This is a genomic window from Apilactobacillus apisilvae (assembly GCF_023380225.1).
Taxonomy (GTDB): domain Bacteria; phylum Bacillota; class Bacilli; order Lactobacillales; family Lactobacillaceae; genus Apilactobacillus; species Apilactobacillus apisilvae.
The window spans coordinates 344,950-367,410 of sequence record NZ_CP093362.1 but is presented as its reverse complement, the minus strand read 5'-3'; the positions used below and the strand labels follow the sequence as shown (position 1 = coordinate 367,410).

Here is a 22,461-nt window from a genome sequence, read left to right as displayed (position 1 = left end):
TATTTGAAAGGTGGTAATAATGGCAATTCATTATCCTAACGGGTCGACTTATAATTGGCCGAAAGATAATCATCGACCAAAATCACATTATAATAATAATAAATTAACTTTATATGGTGATCGTGGAATGACACTTGAACAGGAAATTAATAAAAGTAATTTATATTACTTAAATCAAGATATCGCGGTTATTCACAAGAAGCCGACTCCTATTCAAATTGTCAAGGTAGACTATCCTAAACGTAGTGCTGCTGTTATTAAAGAAGCTTATTTTCAAAAAGCTTCTACTACCGATTATAATGGTATTTATATGGGAAATTATATTGATTTTGATGCTAAAGAAACACGTAATTTAACATCTTTTCCGCTAGCTAATTTTCATAAACATCAAGTTGAACATATGCGTAAATGTGTTCATCAAGGTGGCATTTGTTTCGCACTTATTAAATTCGTTAAAACTGATGAATTATTTTTATTTAAAGCTACCGATTTATTTTCATATTGGGATTCTCAATATGTTGGCGGGAAAAAATCAATCAAAAAGACTATAATTGAAAAGTTAGGAATAAAAATTAATTATTCTCTTAACCCTACTATTCCATATTTAAGTGCAGTAGATCAGTTACTAAATAGTAAAGGAGAATCATAATGTCACAAAATGATTCAAAAAATACGCGTGTACGGCGTAATCAAAACAAGTACAAAAAAAGTAAGGTCGGTAAAATTATTAAAAGAACCATCCTAGGAATATTAGCACTTATTTCTTTAGGTGTAATTGCCGGCTCTGGAGTTTTTGCTTACTATGCTTCCAGTGCTCCTAAGATAACTTATAATTCCTTATCTAGTGATAATTCAACTAAAATATATGATAATTCAAATCATATTATTTCTCGTTTAGGTGCTCAAAATCGTGATTATGTTAAATCTGATCAGATTCCTAATAAGTTAAAGAACGCGGTTGTTTCAATTGAAGACCGCCGTTTCTATAAACATCATGGTGTTGACCCTATCAGAATTCTAGGTGCTACTTTATCTAATTTGAATGCTAGTTCAGGATTGCAAGGTGGATCCACATTAACGCAACAGTTAGTAAAACTTTCAGTATTCTCAACCGCTGCGTCTGATCGTACAATCAAACGTAAGTCTCAAGAAGCTTGGCTAGCCCTTCAAATTGAACGTAAATATTCAAAACAGAAAATTTTAGAATTTTACATTAATAAAGTTTATATGGGTAATAATGTTTACGGGATGCAAACAGCTTCTGAGTATTACTATGGTAAAACACTCAATAAACTTACTTTAGCTCAAACTGCAGTTTTAGCGGGGATGCCACAGTCACCTAAATTTAACAATCCTTATATCTATCCTAAATTAGCTAAAGATAGAAGAAATCAGGTACTTCAAGCTATGGCTGAAAGTAATACTATTACTGAAGCTCAATCGCAAAAAGCTCAAAAAGAGAATATTAAAAATGGTTTAATTTCTAGTAATCATACACAGAATGATTTGACTGATGTTAAGGAAAAATATGTTGATTCTTATTTAAATCAAGTTATTCAAGAATTAAAAGCAAGAGGATACAACCCTCAAGCTGGATTAACTGTTCATACAAACTTGGACTTATCAGCTCAAAAGAAACTATATAACTTAGCTAATAATGATCCACAAGTTGGTTTCCCTAATGACACAATGCAAGTGGGTGCTACTTTAATTAATCCTAAAACTGGTGCTGTTAACGCTATGATTGGTAGTCGTAAAACGGATATTACTTTTGGATTAAACCGGGCAGTTCAAACTGATCGTTCTAGTGGATCAACTGCAAAGCCATTAATGGATTATGGACCTGCTTTGGAATATTTAAATTATCCTACTTATCAAACTGTTCATGATACTCCATATACCTATCCAGGTACTAACACACAACTAAAAGATTTTGATTATCGTTATCAAGGTGCTATTACTATGCATAAAGCATTAGTAGAATCTAGAAATATTCCTGCAATTAGAACTTTGCAAAATGTTGGAATTGATAACGGTACTAGATTCCTAGCATCATTGGGGATGAAATTTAAGGATCCGTTAAATCTTCAAAACGGGATTGGACTTTACATTTCACCACAACAAGAAGCAGCCGCCTACGGTGCATTTGCAAATAATGGTGTTTATCATAAACCATATTTAATTAATAAAGTGGTTACTTCTGATAATGTTTCTCACAATATATCATCTAATGGCGTTCAAGCAATGTCTCCATCAACAGCCTTTATGATGAATTCAATGCTAAAAGGTGTAATGAACTTACCATATGGTTCAGGAACAGCAGCAAAAGTTCCAGGATTAATTGAAGCTGGTAAAACTGGTACTACTCAATACCCCGAAGGAACATATCAAGGATATCTTCCTTCATATGCTGTTATGGATTCTTGGTTTGCTGGATATACTACAAATTATTCATTGGCTATTTGGACAGGATATGATCACCAATTTCAAACTGGTAATTATATGACCGCTCAACAAACTGAAATTGCTCAAAAAATTTATAAATATGAAATGGAATATATCTCAAGAAATAAAACTAATGAAGATTGGGTTCAACCTAATGATGTAAGTTCGGTTAAATCTAATGGATCTACTGAATACTATAAAAATGGTTATCAATCTATTCAGACTGATTCTACTTCACCTTCTTCATCTAGGAGTACTACATCTACTAATAATAAATAAATAAAAAGGGACTGTGACATAAGTCTCTAAAAAATAACGCTCGTTGGAATTTAATTTTTCCAACGAGCGTTATTTATGTATAATAAAAAACGATATCGAACCAACCGATATCGTTTAAATAAATCTCCTTGAAAGGAAACTTAAAACTAATGAGTACTAATTATATTTTAAATATTCAAAATTGGCAACCTAAAAATAATCATCAAGTAAAAATTATCAATCAAATTGTTGAAATGATTGGTTTAGAAGAAAAATACATATTTGGTAGGCCACGAAAATACGACCTACGGTCACTATTAAAGTTAACCTTGTTTGCTTATTCTAAAGGGATTTTTAGTAGTCGCCAAATTAGTGAGCTGGCAGGAGAAAATTTACCTGCACGTTGGTTAACTAAAAATTCATTTCCTTCATACAGAACAGTCTGTCGATTTAGGATTTCAGATGAAGCAGAAAATTTAATTAGTAAATGCATGAATCAATTAACTAAATATCTAAGAAAAAATAATTATATTGATGATGTAAGTTTTATTGATGGAACTAAAATACTAGCGAATGCTAATAAGTATTCTTTTGTTTGGCGTAAAAATATAATCAGATTCGATAAATTAAATCGCGAAGCGATTATAAAATTACTACATGACATGAATGATGTTAAATATGTGGGTGAACTCCCAGATGACTCTGATATTTCAACAAGTGAGTTAGATGAAATCATCATCCATTTAGAAAATTGTTTAGCAGATTTAAATAATCAAATTAAACAGAATAAAAAACTATCACCTAATCCCCATAAACAAAAGCGTCGTAAGTTAAAAGCCATTAAAAGAAAACTTCGTTTTCGTAAATGTAAACAAATAGAATATCAAAAAAGTAATAAAATATTTTCCAATCGTAATAGTTATTCTAAGACTGATCATGATGCTACTTTTATGCGTATTAAGGAAGACCCCATGTTAAATGGACAACTTAAACCTGCTTATAATTTACAAATTGCCACTAGTGGACAATTCATAACTAATTTTGACATTTATCAAAATCCCACTGATACTCGTACTTTAATTCCGTTCTTAAATAAACAAATTAAGAATAATAGTTTAGGTAAATATATTGTTGCCGATGCTGGTTATGGATCTGAAAGTAATTATCGTTTTATAGAAGACAAACTAACTAATAACATTCCTTTAATTCCCTATGGAACAATGTTAAAAGAACAAAGTCGTAAATGGAAAAGTGATGACCGTAAGGTCATGAATTGGTATTATAATTCAAAAGATGATTATTATATTGATCCCAAAGGCATCAGATTTAATTTTAATGGTTATCGTAAAAGAACTGATAAATATAAATTCACTCGTGATTTTAAAGAATATAAAGCTGAAAAGTATGATCTTAATCAAGACATTAATTCATATGCTCTAACTAAGTCTGGTAACACTAGAAAAATCAGTATTAATTATGCATGGGAATATTTTAAAAACAAACAACAAGCATTGCTTTTGGCACCAAAAACAAGTGATATTTACGCAAAAAGAAAGATAGATGTTGAATCGGTTTTTGGTAGACTAAAGGCTTCTTTGCGTTTCAATCGATTCTACGTTAGGGGAATCGATAAGGTTAAAAAGGAAGCTGGGTTTACTATAATGGCATTAAATATAAGAAAGTTAATGACGAAAGTCATTAATTTTATAAAGTTATATACAAAAATAGGATTTACGTTAAATTTAAAACGTAAATCCTATTTTTGTAGAGTGATGTGAACCCCAAAAGTTGGACAACTTTTACTAGGATATTAATCCCAAATATTTATTTGGTGACTGGTATCCTAGTTTTTCTTTTATTCTATTATTATTGTAATCCTTAATCCATACTTTCATGGCATGGATTAAGGATTCTTTTGTATTATAATGAACATTCATCATTTCACTTTTCATAATATGAAAAAATGATTCCATCTGTGCATTATCTAAGCATGTCCCTTTACGGGACATAGACTGAATCGCATTATATTTTTTCAATGTATTAACCCAACTATGATGTTGATATTGAAAACCTTGATCACTATGTACAATAGTTCTATAAGGTAATGATTTTAGATTAAGCATTGCTTCATTTAGTGCTTTTAAAGTAAAACTTACATTTGGATGTCTACTAATATTAAAAGATAATATTTTGTCTGAATATAAATCCATTACTGGTGATAAATAAACCCGATGGTTTATATCTTCATTGCCATATCTAAATTCACTAACATCAGTAGTAATTTTTTGACCAAATTTATTGGCTGTAAAATCACCATTTAATATATTATTAGCAATTCTGCCTACTTGACCTTTATATGAATTATACTTACGTTTGCGTCGACTAAACAATTTACATTGCCAATTATTACGTTTCATTATATTTTGTACACGTTTATGATTAATTTTCAGGCCTGATTGTCTTAATACTGCAGTTATTCTGCGATATCCGTAAGCAGCGTGCTTAATAATAATATTTTTGATTTTATTTTCAATGTAAGAATTATCATAAGAAAGCTTCGCTTTCTTCAAGTTATAGTAATAAACACTGCGAGAATATTGAATTACCTGTAAAATATAACTTTTAGATAAAGATTTTAATTGATTAATCAGCTTATGTACAACCTCAAATTTACTACTCTTAGGATGTTTCATTTGAATTTTTGTATACACATACTTAATCATGTATTCATTAGCTAAATTTTTTTGACATGAGGTTACTTTTAATTCAGTTTTCTGCATTTTAGGACGGCCACGTTTGTTGTATAATGAACGTATACCTTTAGTCTCCATTCTTCTCTGCCAAGTGAAGATGGTACTACTGGCAGATATATTGAAATGAAGTGCTGTTTCTGGATATGACTTTTGTTGAGTGTGCATCCAATTCAGCACTTTTATTTTATACTCACCAGAATACACTTTACCGTAATTTCTTACAATTAAACCCTTTAAGCCGTAGGCTTTATACATATTAATCCATAGTAAAACAGTACTAGGATTCACAATATTATATTTTTTACAAAGATAAGTGGAACCATATCCTTGTAGATATTCTAAAACAACATTTAATTTAAATTCATAACTAAATTTAACCAAAAAATGACCCCCAAAATATTGAACAATTTCTTGTCCAACTTTTGGGGGTCACTTCAGAGACTTATGTCAAAGCCCCTTTTTATTTATCTAATTTAATAATGGGAATTTTAAAATCATTATTTTTATTATTTACTTTAGATTTATTTTTGTTATTAATATTACTTTCACGTTTGTTTTTCATATTTTCAACATCAGCAGGAGTTCTAATATTAGATTTATACCAGTTCATTAATATTCTATCGATATACTTCAAACTATATACTTGATTTAATACAGCTTCCCGCAATGCCAATGAAATAAGCTTTAGATCATATTTATCCTTATCTATCCAATCAGTTATTTCTTCAAGTTCAATTGGTGATAAAGGCCTGCCAAATTCTGATTCAATTTGTTTAAAAACATTACTTCTATCTGCAGCGGTCATTGGCTTATCATTATTTTTTTGTACATTTTCATTGCTAACACTTTCAATACTTTGATTATTCAATGTACTAAGTTTTTCATACATTAATGAAAAATCATATACATCAAAGGAATGGCCCTTTTTATTTTTTAAGGTTTTAATTTTCATGATTTTTTTTTGAATTAGTTCATGCAAAATTTCATAAGCCTTATTCTTAGAAAAACCGGTAGAGTTAGTAATTATATCTATATTAGGTAAATAATTTCCCATATCAATATTTCTTTTAATTTGTAAATACATGATTAATTCATCACTGTTCATTCCTAAATGAACATAATTTTTAAGTAAGTAATTAGAAATGCTAGTTTGACCAGATTGTAATATCAACTTTGCAAATTGATCCATATAATTAATCACCCTCTTAAATTAAAGATTAGAAATTGATTGTATAACTTTACCTGATTTTAAATCAATAGTTATATAGCATAAATTATCTTTTTTATTGAAATAGCTGATTACCCATGCAGCTTTGCCATTAAAAATGGTGGGTGCTGCACTTATTAGTTTATTAATAGGAGTAGAACTATTAGCAATATCAATAGCTTTTTCTTTAGAAATTGTATTTTTTTTAGGAACTATATTTATATTACCAGTTTTTTTATCAATTATTACGTAATTAACTTGATTATTTTTGTTCGTTCCTTCAACTGTATAATATGTTCTATTTACATCAGACATAAAGAAATTACTGGTCTTTGTAATTTTAGCTTTTTTCTCTGCAATATTAAATGCTTGCTTTTTAGCATCAGCGATTGGCTGCCTAGCCCATAAAAATATTCCAATTGTAAAAGCAATAAGTAAAATTATTAAAATAATAATCCATTTATAAATTTTATTAAGCCTATTTTTACTTATTTTGGGTATTTTCAATTAATTAACCTCCTTAATTATTATTAAATTGTTTAATAATTTTATCAATAGACAAAACTTTTAATTTTAAGTTATTAGGTAATAATTCTCTTATATCTTTAACTCCAATATCATTAATATAATTTATATTATTTAATAAAATTGTCCCCTTAACATTCGATAATTCAATCAAATGCTTAATTGAATTTTTAATCATTAATTTAAATATTGGTAAATTCTTATTTTCACTGTCTAAATAAAGGTTATTGAACTTAAAAGATTCAAAAATAAGACAATTTATTCTTTCACTAATATCTCTAATCGATAAAAATAAGTCATAGTTACCAATTATGATGGACTTTTTAGAATTAGTAAATTTCTTTATTATTTTTTCTTTATTACCATTAATCTTTTGAGATAATATAACTGATTTATATTTACAATCATTTTCTATCAAATTTTTATAAATATCATTAATGGAACTTTGAGTATTTGCCATAATAAATACATTTTCTTGATCCAAATTTAATTTATCTAGATCAATCTTGTCCTTTTTACCATTAAGTAAAACTTTATAATCTTTACTTAAATCATTTGATCCACGATTATTTAGTATTAAAGTATTTTTGGTTTCTAATTCTAATTTATTAAGTATAGGGCTTAAATTTCCTCTAGTGTATAATGAATCATCCATAAAAAGGATATTACTGATATACTTATAAATTATTTGATTTAATAAATTTTTATTATTAATTAAGCCGCCTCGAAATAAACTATTATCAACATTTTTATCAATATTTAAATCGTTTTCAAAAATAACATTATTATTATTTTGAATAAGCTTTGCTATTAAAGTGATATTATTATTAAAAAATTTTTCTAGTTCTATAAAATGATCATTGAAATCATTTAAAATAGCTTTGTCTTCAATTTGAATTTCACTAACGCTAATTAATTTCTTTCTAAGTACATTAATTTTATTTAATATACTATGTTGATTTTGTATATCAATTTTATGATTATTAAAGAAGTTATATAGATCCGAATTATCAATTTGATTAATATAGATATTATCTTTATTAATTAATTTATCTTTTTTTATCAATTTTTTTGAAAATGATTCTTGAATTCTTGCAGTTAATTTTTCATATGATTTAAGTAAATCATCAATTTGCTTAACTATATAATGATTTTTAGTAGAGTTATTAAATACATCATACAAATTTTTATTATGCGTTTGATATAACAAATATTGAACATGATGTATTAGTATTTTATTTTGATTAATTTGAAAATTAACACGATAATGTCTTAATAATTGTTCGTTAAACTGATTAGCATCTTTAACAATCAAATATGGATGATATTTTGCAATACTTTTAATATTATTAAATAAAAATTCATGCGATATAACTATTATATTAGAATTTTTTAAATCACTTTTAAGTTTGTTGATATAGTATCCTTTATTGTTAATATTTCCAATAATTTTTAGAAATGAGTTTTGTTCGTTATTCATATCAACATTTAGTTCATGTAAATCGCCAGTTTTAGTAAACGTTAGCCATATTAATATTTTGCATTTTAGAAATTCAGTTCTTTTAGATCCACTAACCACACTCAGTGCATCCCTAAATTTATTCAGATCTATATAGTCATCGGATGAATGTAAAACTATTTTTTTTAAATTATTTTGAGAAATCTTATTTATTTTATTTATTACTTTGGACAAATCACCATGCAATTTATGTTTATGAACTGATACAACAATTTTTTTATTATTTCCTATTAAATAACTTAATGGAAATAGATATGAAAAATCATCGTCTAGTTCATCATTAGTCTCCATTAATAAATTTTTAGATTGCTTGCTAAATTTATAATTATTATATATCGAATTCATTAACTTATTTTGCTCATCACTAAAATTATTAATTCCACCAAATAGATGTTTCTTTTTATCTTTACTACTAGGATATATATTATCTTTTAGTTTTTGACTATTTTTATACTGAATTTTTCTAATTTTTAAAGTGTTAATATCTATTAGTTTATCATTATCTTTATCGATTATATTATTGTATGCATTTTTAAAAACATCCATTGTATCCATTGGCAATGCAGGATTTATTTTTATTATCTTTTTTATTGTTTTTTTAGGCATCTTTTCAATTTGATTTAATAAAATTATTAATAATTTAGCAGTAGCTAAAGCATCACTACTAGATGAATGTGGATGCTTATGTAAAATATTTAGATTTTTACTTAAATCAATTAATCGATAGCTCTTTTCCGTCGGTAATAATAATTGGCTTAAAGTAACAGTATCGATCGCCATAATTTCTAATTTATCAATATCTATACGTGATAGTTCACTATTGATGAATGGAAAATCAAAATTAACGTTATGCGCAACAAAAATTGTATTTGATAATAATGAATATATTTTATTAGCAATTTCTTCAAATGTTGGTGCATTTTTAACTAATTCATTTGTAATACCCGTTAATTTGGTTATATCATCTGGGATTTCCATTTCAGGATTAATAAACGAATTAAAGGATCCAATAATTGTTTTATTTTTAACAAAGGTACAACTAAATTGAATTATACGATTGTTATTGGATTGACTAGTTCCAGTAGTTTCAATATCTACTACTGAAAAAATTGTACTACTCATTTTTATATCCACCAATCTGTAATCTAATCATTATTATTAATGATACTACATTTTATGATTCATTATCATCTCAAATAAACAATTTAAGTAATTTTTATTATTTTAATTATATGATAGTATTATTATTAAGAGAAAGTGAGCGATAATATTGGAAAGTCAAGCTATTGGTAAAAGCCACGCTAAAATAATTTTAATGGGAGAGCATAGCGTTGTATATAATCAACCTGCTATTGCCCTACCAATTCCTAAAATAGAGTTAAAAATTACAATTAATAAAAATGAAAATGACCAAATATTAAATAGTAAATACTATGTTGGACCGATTCAAAAAGTACCTAACGATTTATTGGGAATTAGAAACTTAGTAAACGCTATTTTAAAAAAATTTAATCAAGAAAATACTTGTTTTAATATGACAATTAATAGTAACATTCCTTCAGAAAGAGGAATGGGTTCATCTGCTGCAACATCTATAGCTGTTATTAAAGCTTTATATAATTATTTCAATAAAAAATTAAGTAAAGCAGAACTACTAAGATTAAGTGATGTGGAAGAAAAAATAACTCATGGTAACCCTTCAGGTTTAGATAGTGCTACAGCAGGATCGGATAATCCAGTATGGTTCGTTAAAGATGAGCCCTTAAAAGAATTAAATTTTAATTTAGATGCAACTTTAGTAATAGCAGATTCTGGCATTAAAGGTCGAACAGATATAGCTATTAATTATGTTAAACAACAGCTAAACGAAGATAATGACAATGCCAAAAAATCTATTAGTCGCATTGGAAAATTAGTAAATCAAGCCAGAAAAGATATTGAAAATAATAATCCTAAAGAACTAGGATTATTAATGTCTGAAAATCAAAAGGAATTAAAAAATCTTAAAGTAAGTAATTCTAAAATAGATGAATTAGTAAAAATAGCTAACATAAATGGTTCATTGGGTACTAAATTAACTGGTAGTGGCCTTGGTGGTTGTATAATTGCTTTAGCAAGAAATAATTACGAAGCCGAAAATATTGCTAATGCCTTGAATAAGGCCGGTGCTTTAGATACTTGGATTCAACCATTTAAATAAATTTATGGAGTATTAATAATGAACTCATTGAATCACCCTATTACTGCAAGAGCACATACTAATATTGCCTTAACTAAATATTGGGGAAAGAAAAATGAACAATTAATAATCCCTAATAACAGTAGTATTTCATTGACTTTAGATGAATTTTATACTGATACTACTGTCCAATTTATTGATGAGTTATCCAATGATGTTATTTATTTAAACGATAAGTTATTATCAGATAATAACAAAATAATTAAATTTATGGATATAGTTAGAGAAAAAGCTGGAATCAGTACTTTTGCTGAAATACATTCTTATAATCATGTCCCTACTTCAGCTGGATTAGCATCTTCAGCATCTGGATTTGCAGCTTTAGCTGCTGCCGCTAGTAAAGCTGCAGGTCTAGATTTAAATGAAATCGAACTATCTAGATTAGCTAGATTAGGTTCTGGTTCTGCCACTCGTTCAATCTATGGTGGGTTTGCTAAATGGAAAAAAGGAAATGATGATAAAACTTCTTATGCTGTAAGCGTTCAAGATCCGGTTAAAATGGATATTAGAATGATTGCTATTGTTCTAAATAATAGTCCTAAAAAAATTAGTAGTCGTGAAGGAATGAAAATATCAGTAGAAACTTCCCCCTACTATGAATCATGGATAAAACAAACTAATGATGATTTAAAAACTGTTGAAAATGCTATTAAAGATAATAATTTTACAATTTTGGGTAAAACTGCTGAATTAAATTCAATGAGAATGCATTCACTAACGCTAAGTTCAGATCCTTCATATTTATATCTAAATAATGATAGTTTAACTGTTATTCATGCAGTCAAAAATTTGAGAAAAAATGGTATTGAATGCTATTTTACGATGGATGCAGGACCTAATGTTAAAATAATTTGTCAATCAAATAATGTAAGTAGCATAGTTAAAAAAATATCTAATTTGTTTAATAATAATCAAATTAAGGTTTCAAAACCTGGTAGTAAGGTTAAATATTTATAATTTTGAAAGGAAATGATTAGTTTGATTTCTGTAAAAGCTCCAGGTAAATTATATATTGCTGGAGAATATGCGGTGGTTGAAAAAGGAATGCCATCAATTATTGTTGCATTGGATCAGTTTATTACTGTCAATATTAACCATAGTAAAAATTTAGGTGAAGTTCATTCTAAACAATATCCTGACAAAATTGTTCATTGGGAAGTTGTTAATAATGATATTGTTTTCAACAATGATGAAAAAGATTTTGATTATGTTGTTTCTGCAATCGAAGTAACAACTGAATATATAAAATCATTAGGTTATAATTTAGAAAATTTCTTAATTAATATAGATAGTTGCTTAAATAGCTCCGATGATAGAAAATATGGATTAGGGTCTTCAGCAGCAGTTACTGTTGGCGTAGTTAAAGCTATTTGCGACTTCTACCACTTAAATTTAGATTTAAGTGATATTTTTAAATTATCATCAATTGCTCATTTAAAGGTTCAAGGTAATGGATCTTTAGGAGATATTGCTGCAAGTGTCTATGGTGGTTGGATCACATATAGCTCTTTTGACAAAGAATGGTTATTTAAAAATTTAAGGCTACCCATTAACAAAATTATTGATATGGATTGGCCTGGACTAAATATAGAACCATTAACACCTCCCGATAATTTAAAATTGTTAATTGGATGGACTGGTTCTCCCGCTTCCACTTCCGACTTAGTTAAAAATGTCGAAAAAAGTGAAAATAACAATGAATATAATAATTTTCTTAAGGATAGTAGAAATTGTATTCAACGAATGGTGCACGGATTTCACACAAGAAGTCTTAAATTAATTCAAAAAGAAATATTAGTTAATCGATTGTTACTTAGTAAGTTAGGTAAATTTACTGGTACTAATATTGAAACACCTAAATTAAGTAAATTGTGTGACATTGCTATTAATAATCATGGTGCTGCTAAATCTTCTGGAGCTGGCGGTGGCGATTGTGGCATTGTAATAATTGATAAAAATGAGTCTACAGATAAAATTATTAATGAATGGAAAGAAAACGATATTAAAAACTTAAAACTAAACATTCATAATAAAATTTAAAGGAAGTATTTATATGACTAGTAAACATTCCCAAAGAAAAAATGAACATGTTTCATTAGCCAAAAAATTTTTTAACGATGAAAGTAAAGCCGGATTTGATCAACTAAGATTTATACATCAAAGCTTACCTGAAATTAATATTAAAGATATCGACTTATCAACTTACATTGAAAACCGTAAATTAAATATCCCCTTTTACATTGAAGCAATGACAGGTGGAAGCGAATATACAAAAAAACTTAATAATAAATTGTCTAAAATAGCAGAAGCAACTGGAATTGGAATGGCTACTGGATCTCAAAGTATTGCTATTAAAGATAAAAGTACTGTTAGTTCTTTTTCAATAATTAGAGAAAATTTAACTGGACCTGTTTTTGCAAATATTGGAGCATCTCATAGCCTTGAAGATGCACAAAAAGCAATTGATATGATAAATGCAGATTTTATAGAAATTCATGTAAACTCTGCTCAGGAATTAATAATGCCCGAAGGTGAGCGATCATTTTATTGGTTAGATAATATTGAGAAAATTATTAAATATGTAAATATACCTGTAATAGTTAAAGAAGTTGGTTTTGGAATGTCCAAAGAAACAATTGAGCAACTATCAAATATTGGTGTTAAAAATATTAATATTAGTGGTCGTGGAGGAACTAATTTCGCAAAAATTGAAAATTTTAGAAGACCAAATAAAGAACTAAACTATCTATTTAATTGGGGACAGACAACGGTTGAATCATTGTTTGAAGCAAAAGAATATTCAAATAAATTATCAATTATTGCTTCTGGAGGAATTAGAACTCCCCTAGACATTGCTAAATCATTATCATTAGGTGCTAAAGCTGTTGGAATTTCTGGATTTATACTAAACAATCTTATTAATAATGGTGTTGATGATACTATTGATTTGGTTAATGAAATAAAAAATGGACTTAAGGTTATTATGTGTTTGCTATCATGCAATAGCATTGATGATTTGAAGCATAAAAAAATGATATTAAGTGATAATTTATTAAGTTATTTAGAACAAAGAGGAATATTCTATTGACTTTTTCTTTTTGTTTTTATTTTTAAGTTAAAGTAACTTTTTATTATTAATGAGGGTAAATAAAAAGACCTTATTAAAGGTCTTAAATTTTAAATCTCAGTCCTTTAGGAATGAAATTTTTAACTGTTCCATTAACAACCTTGCCAAAAGCAAATGGTTGATTGTCACAAATTAATTGATACCAACCTTTCTTTAAAGATTTATCACAATTAATAGTATCTCCATGAATATAAGTAGCCCATTCTTTTTCATCTACAAATAAATGATTTTTCACTTCAGATGGCTTTAATGCCAAAGCCAACGCATAACTAGGTTCAAATCTTTTCTTCTTAAATGTTCCCAAATGAAGACCAGGACGCATAACTTTTAACCCCTTTAAATCTGGCATCCCCTTTTCAAAAGAATATAACTGATCGCCAAAAGTAATTAAATGTTTAGGTTTATAATTATTTAAATTATGTTCAGAAAATTGTTCCCACAATTTTTTTTCACTAGATTCCAGATTGCTTTGCAATGGCTTTTTAATTTTTTTATTATTACCATCGTCTAGGTTAACTATTTTAGATACAAAATGTCCTTCTCCTTTAAATTTATTAGGGAATAATCTCACCGTATCCTTTAAATTAGGATTTTTACTTTTACTCCATTCAGGTTTTCCGGAAGACATCCCTTCGTATTTATAAATTGGCATAGTTTTAACATTAAAGTTTTCTAACATCCATTCAACAATTTGTTCATCTTCTTCAGGAGCAAAAGTACACGTAGAATAAATAATTTTTCCACCAGGTTTCAACATTTTCATAGCCTGGTTAATAATTTCTTTTTGTCTAATTGAACATTCTATTGGATAATTTATATTCCAATATTTAGTTGCATCGGGATTTTTCCTGAACATCCCTTCACCAGAACAAGGTGCATCAATTAAAATTACATCAAAGAACTTAGGAAAATGTTTTGAAAGATTTTTGGGATCTTCATTTAAAATGATAGTATTTTTGCTTCCAAATCTTTCAACATTTTCAGTTAAAATTTTAGCTCTCTTATAATCAATCTCGTTCGTAACTAGAATACCTTCATTATTCATATAACTAGCAACGTGTGTTGTTTTGCCACCTGGTGCAGCACATAAATCTAAAACTTTGTCACCTGGTTTAACATCTGCGACTTCCCCAACATACATAGCACTAGGTTCTTGAGAATAAATTGCTCCACTTTGATGATCAATACTTTTACCATTTATTTCTCCATAGTATCCATATTTACAATATTCAATAGGATTACTTAGGTTTTCATTTTCAGGAACATGTGCTTTGAGTGGATTAATTCTGAATCCAGGATTGGTATCATTATTTAAGCTCTCAAAAAAAGAGTTTGCATCTTGACCTAATAATTCTTTATATTTTTTTATAAAATCACTTGGTAATTTCAAAATAAGACTCCCTTCAATTAATTGACTAGTTGGTATTTTTTGTTTAGTATATTAAATATTACGTTTTATTACAGAGGTGATATAAAGATGAATAAAAAGTTAATTGCAATTGATTTAGACGGAACTGCATTAAATAATCAATCAGATATTTCTAAAAGAACTGTTAATACTATTAACAAATTAATCCATCAAGGTAATATTGTTAGCATTGTTACGGGAAGACCACCCAGGTTAGTAGAAAACATTTATAATAAAATTGGTTTAAATAATCCAATGATTACTTTTAATGGTAGTTTAGGATATAACCCTAAAGATCAATGGGACCAAGCATACGAATATAACATTGATAAAAATATAGTTTTTAAGTTACTTGAAAAAAGCAAAGAAATTGGTATTAATTTAATGACAGTAGAAGGAAAAAATCTTTTTCTTGCTAATAAATCAGCAGATACTTCTGTTGGATTTTTCCCTACCGATTTAAATAAAGACGAAATAATATCAAAAGATAACTTAAAGGAAAATCCTATCTGTTTAACTTTACACGTTGATAAACCAAAAAAGGCCACATTTATTGATTATGTTAAAAATAATTACGGTGATATTTTAACCGTATCTCCATGGGGTGGACCTGATCCAATTATTGAAGTTGCTGCCAAAAATGTAAGTAAAGTGACAGGTTTAAATAAGTTAGCTGATTACTACAACATACCTAACAAAGACATTATTGCATTTGGTGATGAATTTAATGACGAGTCAATGATTAAATATGCCGGATTAGGCGTAGCCATGAAAAATGGTCAACCCAAAATCAAAGAAATCGCTGATGATATTACTGAATACGACAATAATTCAGATGGTATGGCAAGATACTTAGAAAAATATTTTAAAATTTAAAGCTTTCATAATTAATATGAAAGCTTTTTTATTTATTATTAAGTTTTCTAAATAGCTGTGTTGACTTAACTGCTGCTTGCCAACCTTTATAGTAATTATTAATTTTTTGTTCACTCATACTAGGATTAAAGCAATCTGATGAGTTATGTTTTGATTTAATTTCATCAATATCAGACCAATATCCGACGGCTAATCCAGCTAAATAAGTAACTCCAAGTGCAGTCGTCTCTGAAATCTTAGAACGTTCAATTGATGTATTTAAAATATCAGATTGAAATTGCATTAAATAATTGTTCTTAGCAGCACCACCATCAACTTTTAGTTGATTTAAGGATAATCCAGTTTCGTTAGTCATTGTATCGACAACATCTTTTGTTTGATAAGCAAGTGAATCCAACGTTGCTTTGACAAACTCTTCTTTTGAAGTCCCCCTTGTCAATCCAAAAACTGATCCACGACTCTCCTGATCCCAATAAGGGGCCCCTAATCCTGTAAATGCTGGCACTACATAAATATCATGATTATTATCAGTTGCTTCTGCCATATTTTCAGTTTCACTGGCATCCTTAATTATTTGCATTCCATCACGCAACCATTGAATCGCTGAACCAGCTACAAAAATGCTGCCTTCTAAAGCATAATTTATCTTTCCATCAATACCGTAAGCAATTGTAGTTAACAAACCACAATGAGATATGGTTGGTTCACTACCTGTATTCATTACGATAAAGGCACCTGTACCATAAGTATTCTTAATATTACCTGGTTTAAGAGCCAACTGGCCAAATAATGCTGCTTGCTGATCACCAGCTACACCAGCAATTGGTATTTGTACCCCTAAGAAATTATATCCAGCTGTATATCCATAGATTTCTGAAGATGACTTAACTTTTGGTAACATCTGTTTAGGTATATCTAGTAATTTCAAGATGTCTTCATCCCATGATAATTCATGAATATTAAACAACATCGTACGACTAGCATTAGAATAATCGGTAGCATGAACATGCCCACCAGTTAATTTCCATAATAACCAAGTATCAATTGTCCCAAACAATAAGTCCCCTTGTTCTGCTTGATTCCTTGCTCCATCAACATTGTCTAGAATCCACTTAATTTTAGTTGCAGAAAAGTATGAATCAATAACTAAACCTGTTTTTTGATGAATAATATCGGAATAACCACAATTTTTTAACCCATCTGCAATATCACTAGTTTGTTTTGATTGCCAAACAATTGCATGATAGATTGGTTCACCAGTAATTCGATTCCAAACTACCGTGGTTTCTCTTTGATTAGTTATTCCAATTCCTCTTATTTTATAAGGTGGAATTTCAGTTTTGATTAAAGTTTCTGATATTACAGACTGAACAGCACTCCAAATTTCATTAGCATCATGCTCAACCCATCCTGACTTAGGAAAGTATTGTGTAAATTCTTTTTGTGATTTACTAACAATTTTACCATCATGATTAAATAAAATAGCTCGTGCACTAGTAGTACCTTCATCAATCGCCATTAAATATTGTTTATCGCTCATTGTATTTCTCCAATATTAAAGATTATTGATCTTCTTCGCTTTTAAGTTTACCAGAAACACTATATCTATCTTTTTTCATTTCATTTAAGACGATATGAACGTGTTCAGCTGGTGCACCCGTATTTTTAACAATTGCATTAGTTACATCCTCAACTAAGCCTTTAATTTGTGAATCATTTCTTCCTTCAATTAAGTCAATATGTACAAGTGGCATATTATATCGCTCCTCATTTTTAATAATAACTAGATTATACTGTAAAAATATAACTAGTTCAATTTTTCAAAAGTTTCAATAATAATGATACAATAAAATTAATTAAAGAAAGGAAGCAATTGAAATGTCAGAATATCCAAATTACTCTGCTTGTACCAGTATATTGGTTGGTAAAAAAGCTTCTATCGATGGTTCAACAATGATCGGCAGAAATGAAGATTCTAAAGCTACTTGGCCTAAGCATTTTGTCGTTAATTTGAGAAAAGAATTTAAATCAAAACAAAAGTTCATTTCAAAAGATAATAATTTTGAAATGAATTTACCTAAAATATCGTATAAATATACATCAACACCAGAGTGGACCGATAAATACGGTAAATTTGAAGAAGATGGGATTAATGAATACAATGTTGCAATGAGTGCAACTGAAAGTGCTTATGCAAATGAAAATGTGCTTGGATATGATCCCCTAGTAAAAGATGGTATTGGTGAAGAAGCAATGGTTACAGTTGTTTTGCCATATATTAAAAGTGCTCGCGAAGGTGTCAAAAGACTTGGTAAAATCATTAGCAAGCATGGTACTTGCGAATCTAATGGAATTTTATTTTCTGATAAAGATGAAATTTGGTACCTAGAAACCGGTTCAGGTCATCATTGGGTTGCAATGAGAATTCCAGATGATTGTTATGCGGTGGTATCAAATCAAATTTCAATTAGAAATATTAATTTTGATGACTCAAATAACTTTATGTGGTCTAAAGGAATTAGAGAATTTGTTAATAATAATAAACTAAACCCAGAACAAAATGGCAGTTTTAATTTTAGACATATCTTTGGTACAAAAAATCTTACTGATGTTTATTATAATAATCCTCGCGTTTGGTATGGACAAAAAATGTTTAACCCAGATATTAAACAAAATCCAGAAAGTCATGATATGCCATTTATAAGGAAACCACAATATTTAATATCAGTTAATGACGCGCAGAAATTTTTAGCCTCACATTATCAAGGAACACCATATGATCCAATTGGAAGTGGTTCAAAAGAAGATAAGACCAAATATAGGCCAATTAGTCTAGCAAAGACCCAAGAAGCACATGTGTTACAAATTAGGCCTAATTTACCAGATAAAATATCTGGCATTCACTGGTTAGCAATGGGGGTTGCAGCTCAAAGTGTTTTTGTCCCATTTTTTGCAGGGATTGAAGATACCCTATCAGAATACAAGAATGGTAATTTAAATTATAGTCCCAAATCTGCTTATTGGATATTCAAACTAGTTGGAGTATTATTGGACCCTCACTATTTAGAATTAAATGATACAGTTAAGAATATTCAGGAAAATTTAAATATTAAATTTAAGCAGTTTATCATAAACGTAGATAAACAATATAATAAAGAAAAAGATATAAATAAATATTTAACTGATATGTCTAATAAAAATGCAAAAGATGCAATAAATGAATATCAAGAATTAGCCTATAATTTAATTGCTAACTCAACAGATTTTTCAAAATTAAACTATAAACAAGATTTAAATCTTTAAACAAAAAACAGACAATCAAATGATTGTCTGTTTTTTATTAATCGTAATTTTATATTAACGACGACGTGCTTCTTTAATACGTGCTGATTTACCATGACGATCACGTAGGTAGTATAGTTTAGAACGACGTACGGCACCACGACGTGTAACTTCTAGCTTAGCAACACGTGGTGAATGTAATGGGAAAATACGTTCAACACCAACACCTGAAGTGATTTTACGAACAGTATAAGTAGCTTGAATACCTGTTCCATGGCGTTTAATAACAACACCTTCGAAATCTTGGATACGTTCGTTAGTACCTTCAACAACTTTTACAGAAACTTTTACGTTGTCTCCAGCTCTAAATTCAGGAACATCACTCTTAAGTTGTTCCTTGTTAATTTTTGAAATTAATTCGTTTTGACGCATAAATAATAACATCCTTCCAACTAGCATTCATGTCTATATTTACGACAGCGGAATACCGTTTTATTTTGACTAAATATTATAGCCAAATAGAATAATAGCATAGCAGTAAAAAATTGTAAAGTTATTTTTCTTCTTCAATTCTTACTTCTGCTAGCAATTTCTTTTGTGTAGAACTCAATTGATTGTGATCAATTAAATCAGGTCTTCTCAAATATGTTTTTCTTAAAGCCTCTTTTTGTTTCCATAAAGCTATTTTTTGATGATTACCACTAGTCAATACTTCTGGGACTTTCATTCCTCTAAATTCAGCCGGCCTAGTATACTGTGGATATTCTAATAACCCACTAGAAAAAGAATCACCTGGGGCTGAATTTTGGTTGCCTAAGACCTCTGGCAATAGTCTAACGGTTGAATCAATCATTACCATAGCTGGTAATTCTCCACCAGTTAAAACAAAATCACCCAATGAATATTCATCTGTAATTAAAGTCTTGATTCTTTCGTCATAACCCTCATAATGACCACAAATAAAAGTCAAATGTTCTTCCTTAGATAAATCTTCAGCAGCTTTTTGATCAAATTTTTTCCCCGCTGGATCCATTAGAATAATACGACCTTGAGGAATATTTTGCTTTTTGGCTTCTTCTTGGGTATTAGATAAAGCATCGAAAATTGGTTGAGCTTGTAGCAACATTCCAGCACCACCACCAAAAGGATAATCATCAACATGATTATGTTTATCGGTAGTAAATTTTCTAAAATCTGTAACATTAATATCTAATAAATCATTATTTTTAGCTTTACCAATAATTGATTCACCCATAGGTCCACTGAACATATCAGGAAATAAGCTTAAAATATCAATCCTCATCATCTAATCCTCCTGGGACCTCAACAGTAACTATTGAATTATCTAAATTAACATTTTTAATAACTTGACTAATTTTAGGTAATAATAAGTCTTCTTTATCTTGACGTTCAACAACCCAAACATCATTAGGGCCTAAAGACATAATATCTTTTATTTTCCCAATATAATTATCGTCAATATCATATACATCTAAACCAATAATTTGATGATAAAAATATTCACCTGGAGCTAACTCAGTATTATTTTGTTGTTCAGATGATATTTTTAGATTAGAAGTTTTTAAATATTCAACATCATTTATTGTTGGCTTACCTTCAAAATGTAAAAGAATAAAGTTTTTATGCTTTCTAACATTGTCAATTACTAATTCTTCAGAATGATTATCCTTAAAGAATGCATAAACCACATTGCCAGGTTGAAAACGTTGCTCTGGAAAGTCAGTTATTGACATTACGCGGACCTCACCTTTAAGACCTTGTGTATTTACAATTTTACCAATATTATAATAATCCATTTACACATCCCCAAATTTTAAATATTAAAAAAACTCTTAAACAAAACACGAAGGTTTCATTTAAGAGTTTTTATTTTTGCCATCTTCAATAATTAATCTGACACGTTTTTTATTGTGAACACGAGCACTATAAACAATTGTTCTAATTGTCTGTGCTACATGTCCCTTTTTACCAATAATTCTACCAATATCATGTTTATTAGTAAATAAATGATATTCGTAAAAACGATCTGATTCATTATGTTCAATAACAATATCCTCTGGATATTCTACCAGCGGTTTTATAATTTTTGTAATAAGCGTATCGAAATTAGTCATAAATATCTATCACTTATTTCTTAGCATATTTAGCTTCGTGATATTTTTTCATAACACCAGCATCAGATAATAAATTACGAACAGTATCTGATGGTTGAGCACCCTTGTTCAACCATTCAAAGATATCATCTTCTTGTAATTCAACAGTGCTTGGTTGGGTTACTGGGTTGTAAGTACCAACCTTTTGAATGAAACGACCATCACGAGGGCTGCGTGAATCAGCAACAACAACACGGTAGAAAGGACGTCTTTTTGAACCCATTCTCTTCAAACGAATTTTAACAGACATTAATAAACACCTCCTGCTTTTCTTTTAACGATATTAAATATAACAGTTATTTAGATGCTTGTAAAGGTTTTTTTCTTTACACCGTTATTTTTATTTAAATTTATTTAATAATTCATTTTTTGCATCCATTTTTAAATATAAATCATTTTTAACAATAAAACTATGAACAGATTGATAGTTTGTAAAATCAATCTTTGATTTTACAATTCCATTTTTTTCAATATTCTTAGCTAATATAATTGCATGAGCAGAAATCTTATTACTATATAAAGGATTTTCATCGTATTCATCACTAATTTTGTCTTTCAAGACGGCAATTGCATTTTTAAAGTCAAGATCTCGATTAACTGCCTCAACCAAAACTTTTGGTTTTAGTAAATTTCGCATAAATAATTCAC

Annotated in this window: 22 protein-coding genes; 9 read left to right on the top strand and 13 right to left on the bottom strand. The window is 28.7% G+C overall.

From position 1 onward, the window contains the following. Nucleotides 1-19 precede the first annotated feature (19 nt). The 3 genes from recU to MOO46_RS01870 all read left to right on the top strand — a co-directional run bounded on the left by recU (nt 20) and on the right by MOO46_RS01870 (nt 4,481). Nucleotides 20-649: a Holliday junction resolvase RecU gene (gene recU, locus MOO46_RS01880; protein WP_249511337.1), complete on the top strand. Its 630-nt coding sequence runs from the start codon at nt 20-22 to the stop codon at nt 647-649. Continuing rightward, entirely contained in the window at nt 649-2,724 is a 2,076-nt protein-coding gene (locus MOO46_RS01875) for a PBP1A family penicillin-binding protein (RefSeq protein WP_249511336.1), read from the top strand. The genes recU and MOO46_RS01875 overlap by 1 nt, the downstream gene beginning before the upstream one ends. 149 nt (nt 2,725-2,873) lie before the next feature. Further along, nucleotides 2,874-4,481, top strand: a complete 1,608-nt coding sequence (locus tag MOO46_RS01870; RefSeq protein WP_249511335.1) for an IS1182 family transposase — start codon at nt 2,874-2,876, stop codon at nt 4,479-4,481. A gap of 24 nt (nt 4,482-4,505) precedes the next feature. Here the strand turns inward: MOO46_RS01870 and MOO46_RS01865 are convergent, their stop codons facing one another. From MOO46_RS01865 to MOO46_RS01850, 4 genes are all read right to left on the bottom strand, one after another. After that, on the bottom strand, nt 4,506-5,837 hold the full coding sequence (locus MOO46_RS01865) for an IS3 family transposase (protein WP_249510541.1): 1,332 nt from the start codon (nt 5,835-5,837) through the stop codon (nt 4,506-4,508). Between the two features lie 79 nt (nt 5,838-5,916). Next, on the bottom strand, nt 5,917-6,645 hold the full coding sequence (locus MOO46_RS01860; protein ID WP_249511334.1) for a DnaD domain-containing protein: 729 nt from the start codon (nt 6,643-6,645) through the stop codon (nt 5,917-5,919). 21 nt (nt 6,646-6,666) lie between these two features. Beyond that, on the bottom strand, nt 6,667-7,170 hold the full coding sequence (locus MOO46_RS01855) for a PepSY domain-containing protein (protein ID WP_249511333.1): 504 nt from the start codon (nt 7,168-7,170) through the stop codon (nt 6,667-6,669). A 13-nt stretch (nt 7,171-7,183) separates the two neighbouring features. Continuing rightward, entirely contained in the window at nt 7,184-9,829 is a 2,646-nt protein-coding gene (locus tag MOO46_RS01850; RefSeq protein ID WP_249511332.1) for an exonuclease domain-containing protein, read from the bottom strand. Nucleotides 9,830-9,977: 148 nt separating this feature from the next. On the opposite strand from MOO46_RS01850, the gene mvk reads away from it, so the two are divergent. From mvk to fni, 4 genes are read left to right on the top strand one after another with little or no spacing between them, the layout of a single operon-like run. After that, nucleotides 9,978-10,907: a mevalonate kinase gene (gene mvk, locus MOO46_RS01845; protein WP_249511331.1), complete on the top strand. Its 930-nt coding sequence runs from the start codon at nt 9,978-9,980 to the stop codon at nt 10,905-10,907. A gap of 27 nt (nt 10,908-10,934) precedes the next feature. Then, the gene (gene mvaD / locus MOO46_RS01840) at nt 10,935-11,903 is read left to right on the top strand and encodes a diphosphomevalonate decarboxylase (protein WP_249511670.1); all 969 of its coding nucleotides are present in this window, start codon (nt 10,935-10,937) and stop codon (nt 11,901-11,903) included. 21 nt (nt 11,904-11,924) lie between these two features. Further along, nucleotides 11,925-12,986: a phosphomevalonate kinase gene (locus MOO46_RS01835; RefSeq protein ID WP_249511330.1), complete on the top strand. Its 1,062-nt coding sequence runs from the start codon at nt 11,925-11,927 to the stop codon at nt 12,984-12,986. A 13-nt stretch (nt 12,987-12,999) separates the two neighbouring features. Continuing rightward, a complete protein-coding gene (gene fni, locus MOO46_RS01830) occupies nt 13,000-14,034 on the top strand; it encodes a type 2 isopentenyl-diphosphate Delta-isomerase (protein WP_249511329.1) in 1,035 nt (344 codons plus the stop codon). A gap of 82 nt (nt 14,035-14,116) precedes the next feature. Here fni and MOO46_RS01825 read toward each other — a convergent pair whose 3' ends face one another. After that, the gene (locus tag MOO46_RS01825; RefSeq protein WP_249511328.1) at nt 14,117-15,463 is read right to left on the bottom strand and encodes an RsmF rRNA methyltransferase first C-terminal domain-containing protein; all 1,347 of its coding nucleotides are present in this window, start codon (nt 15,461-15,463) and stop codon (nt 14,117-14,119) included. Between the two features lie 87 nt (nt 15,464-15,550). Between MOO46_RS01825 and MOO46_RS01820 the strand changes: the two genes are divergently transcribed. Continuing rightward, on the top strand, nt 15,551-16,357 hold the full coding sequence (locus tag MOO46_RS01820; RefSeq protein WP_249511327.1) for a Cof-type HAD-IIB family hydrolase: 807 nt from the start codon (nt 15,551-15,553) through the stop codon (nt 16,355-16,357). Nucleotides 16,358-16,385: 28 nt separating this feature from the next. On the opposite strand, the gene glpK is transcribed toward MOO46_RS01820, so the two are convergent. Both glpK and MOO46_RS01810 read right to left on the bottom strand, forming a co-directional pair. Then, a complete protein-coding gene (gene glpK, locus MOO46_RS01815; RefSeq protein ID WP_249511326.1) occupies nt 16,386-17,897 on the bottom strand; it encodes a glycerol kinase GlpK in 1,512 nt (503 codons plus the stop codon). A 22-nt stretch (nt 17,898-17,919) separates the two neighbouring features. Beyond that, complete coding sequence (locus MOO46_RS01810) at nt 17,920-18,111, bottom strand: 2-hydroxymuconate tautomerase (protein WP_249511325.1); 192 nt, start codon at nt 18,109-18,111, stop codon at nt 17,920-17,922. 124 nt (nt 18,112-18,235) lie between these two features. Between MOO46_RS01810 and MOO46_RS01805 the strand changes: the two genes are divergently transcribed. Further along, nucleotides 18,236-19,660 (top strand): C69 family dipeptidase, encoded by a 1,425-nt coding sequence (locus MOO46_RS01805; RefSeq protein WP_249511324.1) that lies wholly within the window; start codon nt 18,236-18,238, stop codon nt 19,658-19,660. A gap of 54 nt (nt 19,661-19,714) precedes the next feature. Here the strand turns inward: MOO46_RS01805 and rplS are convergent, their stop codons facing one another. From rplS to MOO46_RS01775, 6 genes are all read right to left on the bottom strand, one after another. Next, nucleotides 19,715-20,071, bottom strand: a complete 357-nt coding sequence (rplS, locus tag MOO46_RS01800) for a 50S ribosomal protein L19 (protein ID WP_249511323.1) — start codon at nt 20,069-20,071, stop codon at nt 19,715-19,717. A 121-nt stretch (nt 20,072-20,192) separates the two neighbouring features. Beyond that, complete coding sequence (gene trmD, locus MOO46_RS01795; RefSeq protein WP_249511669.1) at nt 20,193-20,942, bottom strand: tRNA (guanosine(37)-N1)-methyltransferase TrmD; 750 nt, start codon at nt 20,940-20,942, stop codon at nt 20,193-20,195. Further along, nucleotides 20,932-21,456, bottom strand: a complete 525-nt coding sequence (gene rimM / locus MOO46_RS01790) for a ribosome maturation factor RimM (protein WP_249511322.1) — start codon at nt 21,454-21,456, stop codon at nt 20,932-20,934. Before rimM ends, trmD begins: the two co-directional genes overlap by 11 nt. A gap of 60 nt (nt 21,457-21,516) precedes the next feature. Continuing rightward, nucleotides 21,517-21,774 carry a KH domain-containing protein gene (locus tag MOO46_RS01785; RefSeq protein WP_249511321.1) on the bottom strand — a complete coding sequence of 86 codons (258 nt, stop codon included), beginning with the start codon at nt 21,772-21,774 and terminating at the stop codon, nt 21,517-21,519. Between the two features lie 13 nt (nt 21,775-21,787). Next, nucleotides 21,788-22,063 (bottom strand): 30S ribosomal protein S16, encoded by a 276-nt coding sequence (gene rpsP, locus MOO46_RS01780; RefSeq protein ID WP_105955998.1) that lies wholly within the window; start codon nt 22,061-22,063, stop codon nt 21,788-21,790. A 90-nt stretch (nt 22,064-22,153) separates the two neighbouring features. Next, nucleotides 22,154-22,450: a hypothetical protein gene (locus MOO46_RS01775; protein WP_249511320.1), complete on the bottom strand. Its 297-nt coding sequence runs from the start codon at nt 22,448-22,450 to the stop codon at nt 22,154-22,156. Nucleotides 22,451-22,461 lie beyond the last annotated feature (11 nt).

Excerpts from the sequence above, each read along its gene's own strand:
- MOO46_RS01875 (WP_249511336.1), top strand. The coding sequence starts at position 649 with ATGTCACAAAATGATTCAAAAAATACGCGTGTACGGCGTAATCAAAAC.
- MOO46_RS01785 (WP_249511321.1), bottom strand. The coding sequence starts at position 21,774 with ATGACTAATTTCGATACGCTTATTACAAAAATTATAAAACCGCTGGTA.
- rimM (WP_249511322.1), bottom strand. The coding sequence starts at position 21,456 with ATGGATTATTATAATATTGGTAAAATTGTAAATACACAAGGTCTTAAA.
- MOO46_RS01805 (WP_249511324.1), top strand. The coding sequence starts at position 18,236 with ATGTCAGAATATCCAAATTACTCTGCTTGTACCAGTATATTGGTTGGT.
- MOO46_RS01820 (WP_249511327.1), top strand. The coding sequence starts at position 15,551 with ATGAATAAAAAGTTAATTGCAATTGATTTAGACGGAACTGCATTAAAT.
- recU (WP_249511337.1), top strand. The coding sequence starts at position 20 with ATGGCAATTCATTATCCTAACGGGTCGACTTATAATTGGCCGAAAGAT.
- MOO46_RS01810 (WP_249511325.1), bottom strand. The coding sequence starts at position 18,111 with ATGCCACTTGTACATATTGACTTAATTGAAGGAAGAAATGATTCACAA.
- MOO46_RS01775 (WP_249511320.1), bottom strand. The coding sequence starts at position 22,450 with ATGCGAAATTTACTAAAACCAAAAGTTTTGGTTGAGGCAGTTAATCGA.
- rplS (WP_249511323.1), bottom strand. The coding sequence starts at position 20,071 with ATGCGTCAAAACGAATTAATTTCAAAAATTAACAAGGAACAACTTAAG.
- fni (WP_249511329.1), top strand. The coding sequence starts at position 13,000 with ATGACTAGTAAACATTCCCAAAGAAAAAATGAACATGTTTCATTAGCC.
- MOO46_RS01870 (WP_249511335.1), top strand. The coding sequence starts at position 2,874 with ATGAGTACTAATTATATTTTAAATATTCAAAATTGGCAACCTAAAAAT.
- MOO46_RS01860 (WP_249511334.1), bottom strand. The coding sequence starts at position 6,645 with ATGGATCAATTTGCAAAGTTGATATTACAATCTGGTCAAACTAGCATT.
- MOO46_RS01850 (WP_249511332.1), bottom strand. The coding sequence starts at position 9,829 with ATGAGTAGTACAATTTTTTCAGTAGTAGATATTGAAACTACTGGAACT.
- rpsP (WP_105955998.1), bottom strand. The coding sequence starts at position 22,063 with ATGTCTGTTAAAATTCGTTTGAAGAGAATGGGTTCAAAAAGACGTCCT.
- trmD (WP_249511669.1), bottom strand. The coding sequence starts at position 20,942 with ATGAGGATTGATATTTTAAGCTTATTTCCTGATATGTTCAGTGGACCT.
- glpK (WP_249511326.1), bottom strand. The coding sequence starts at position 17,897 with ATGAGCGATAAACAATATTTAATGGCGATTGATGAAGGTACTACTAGT.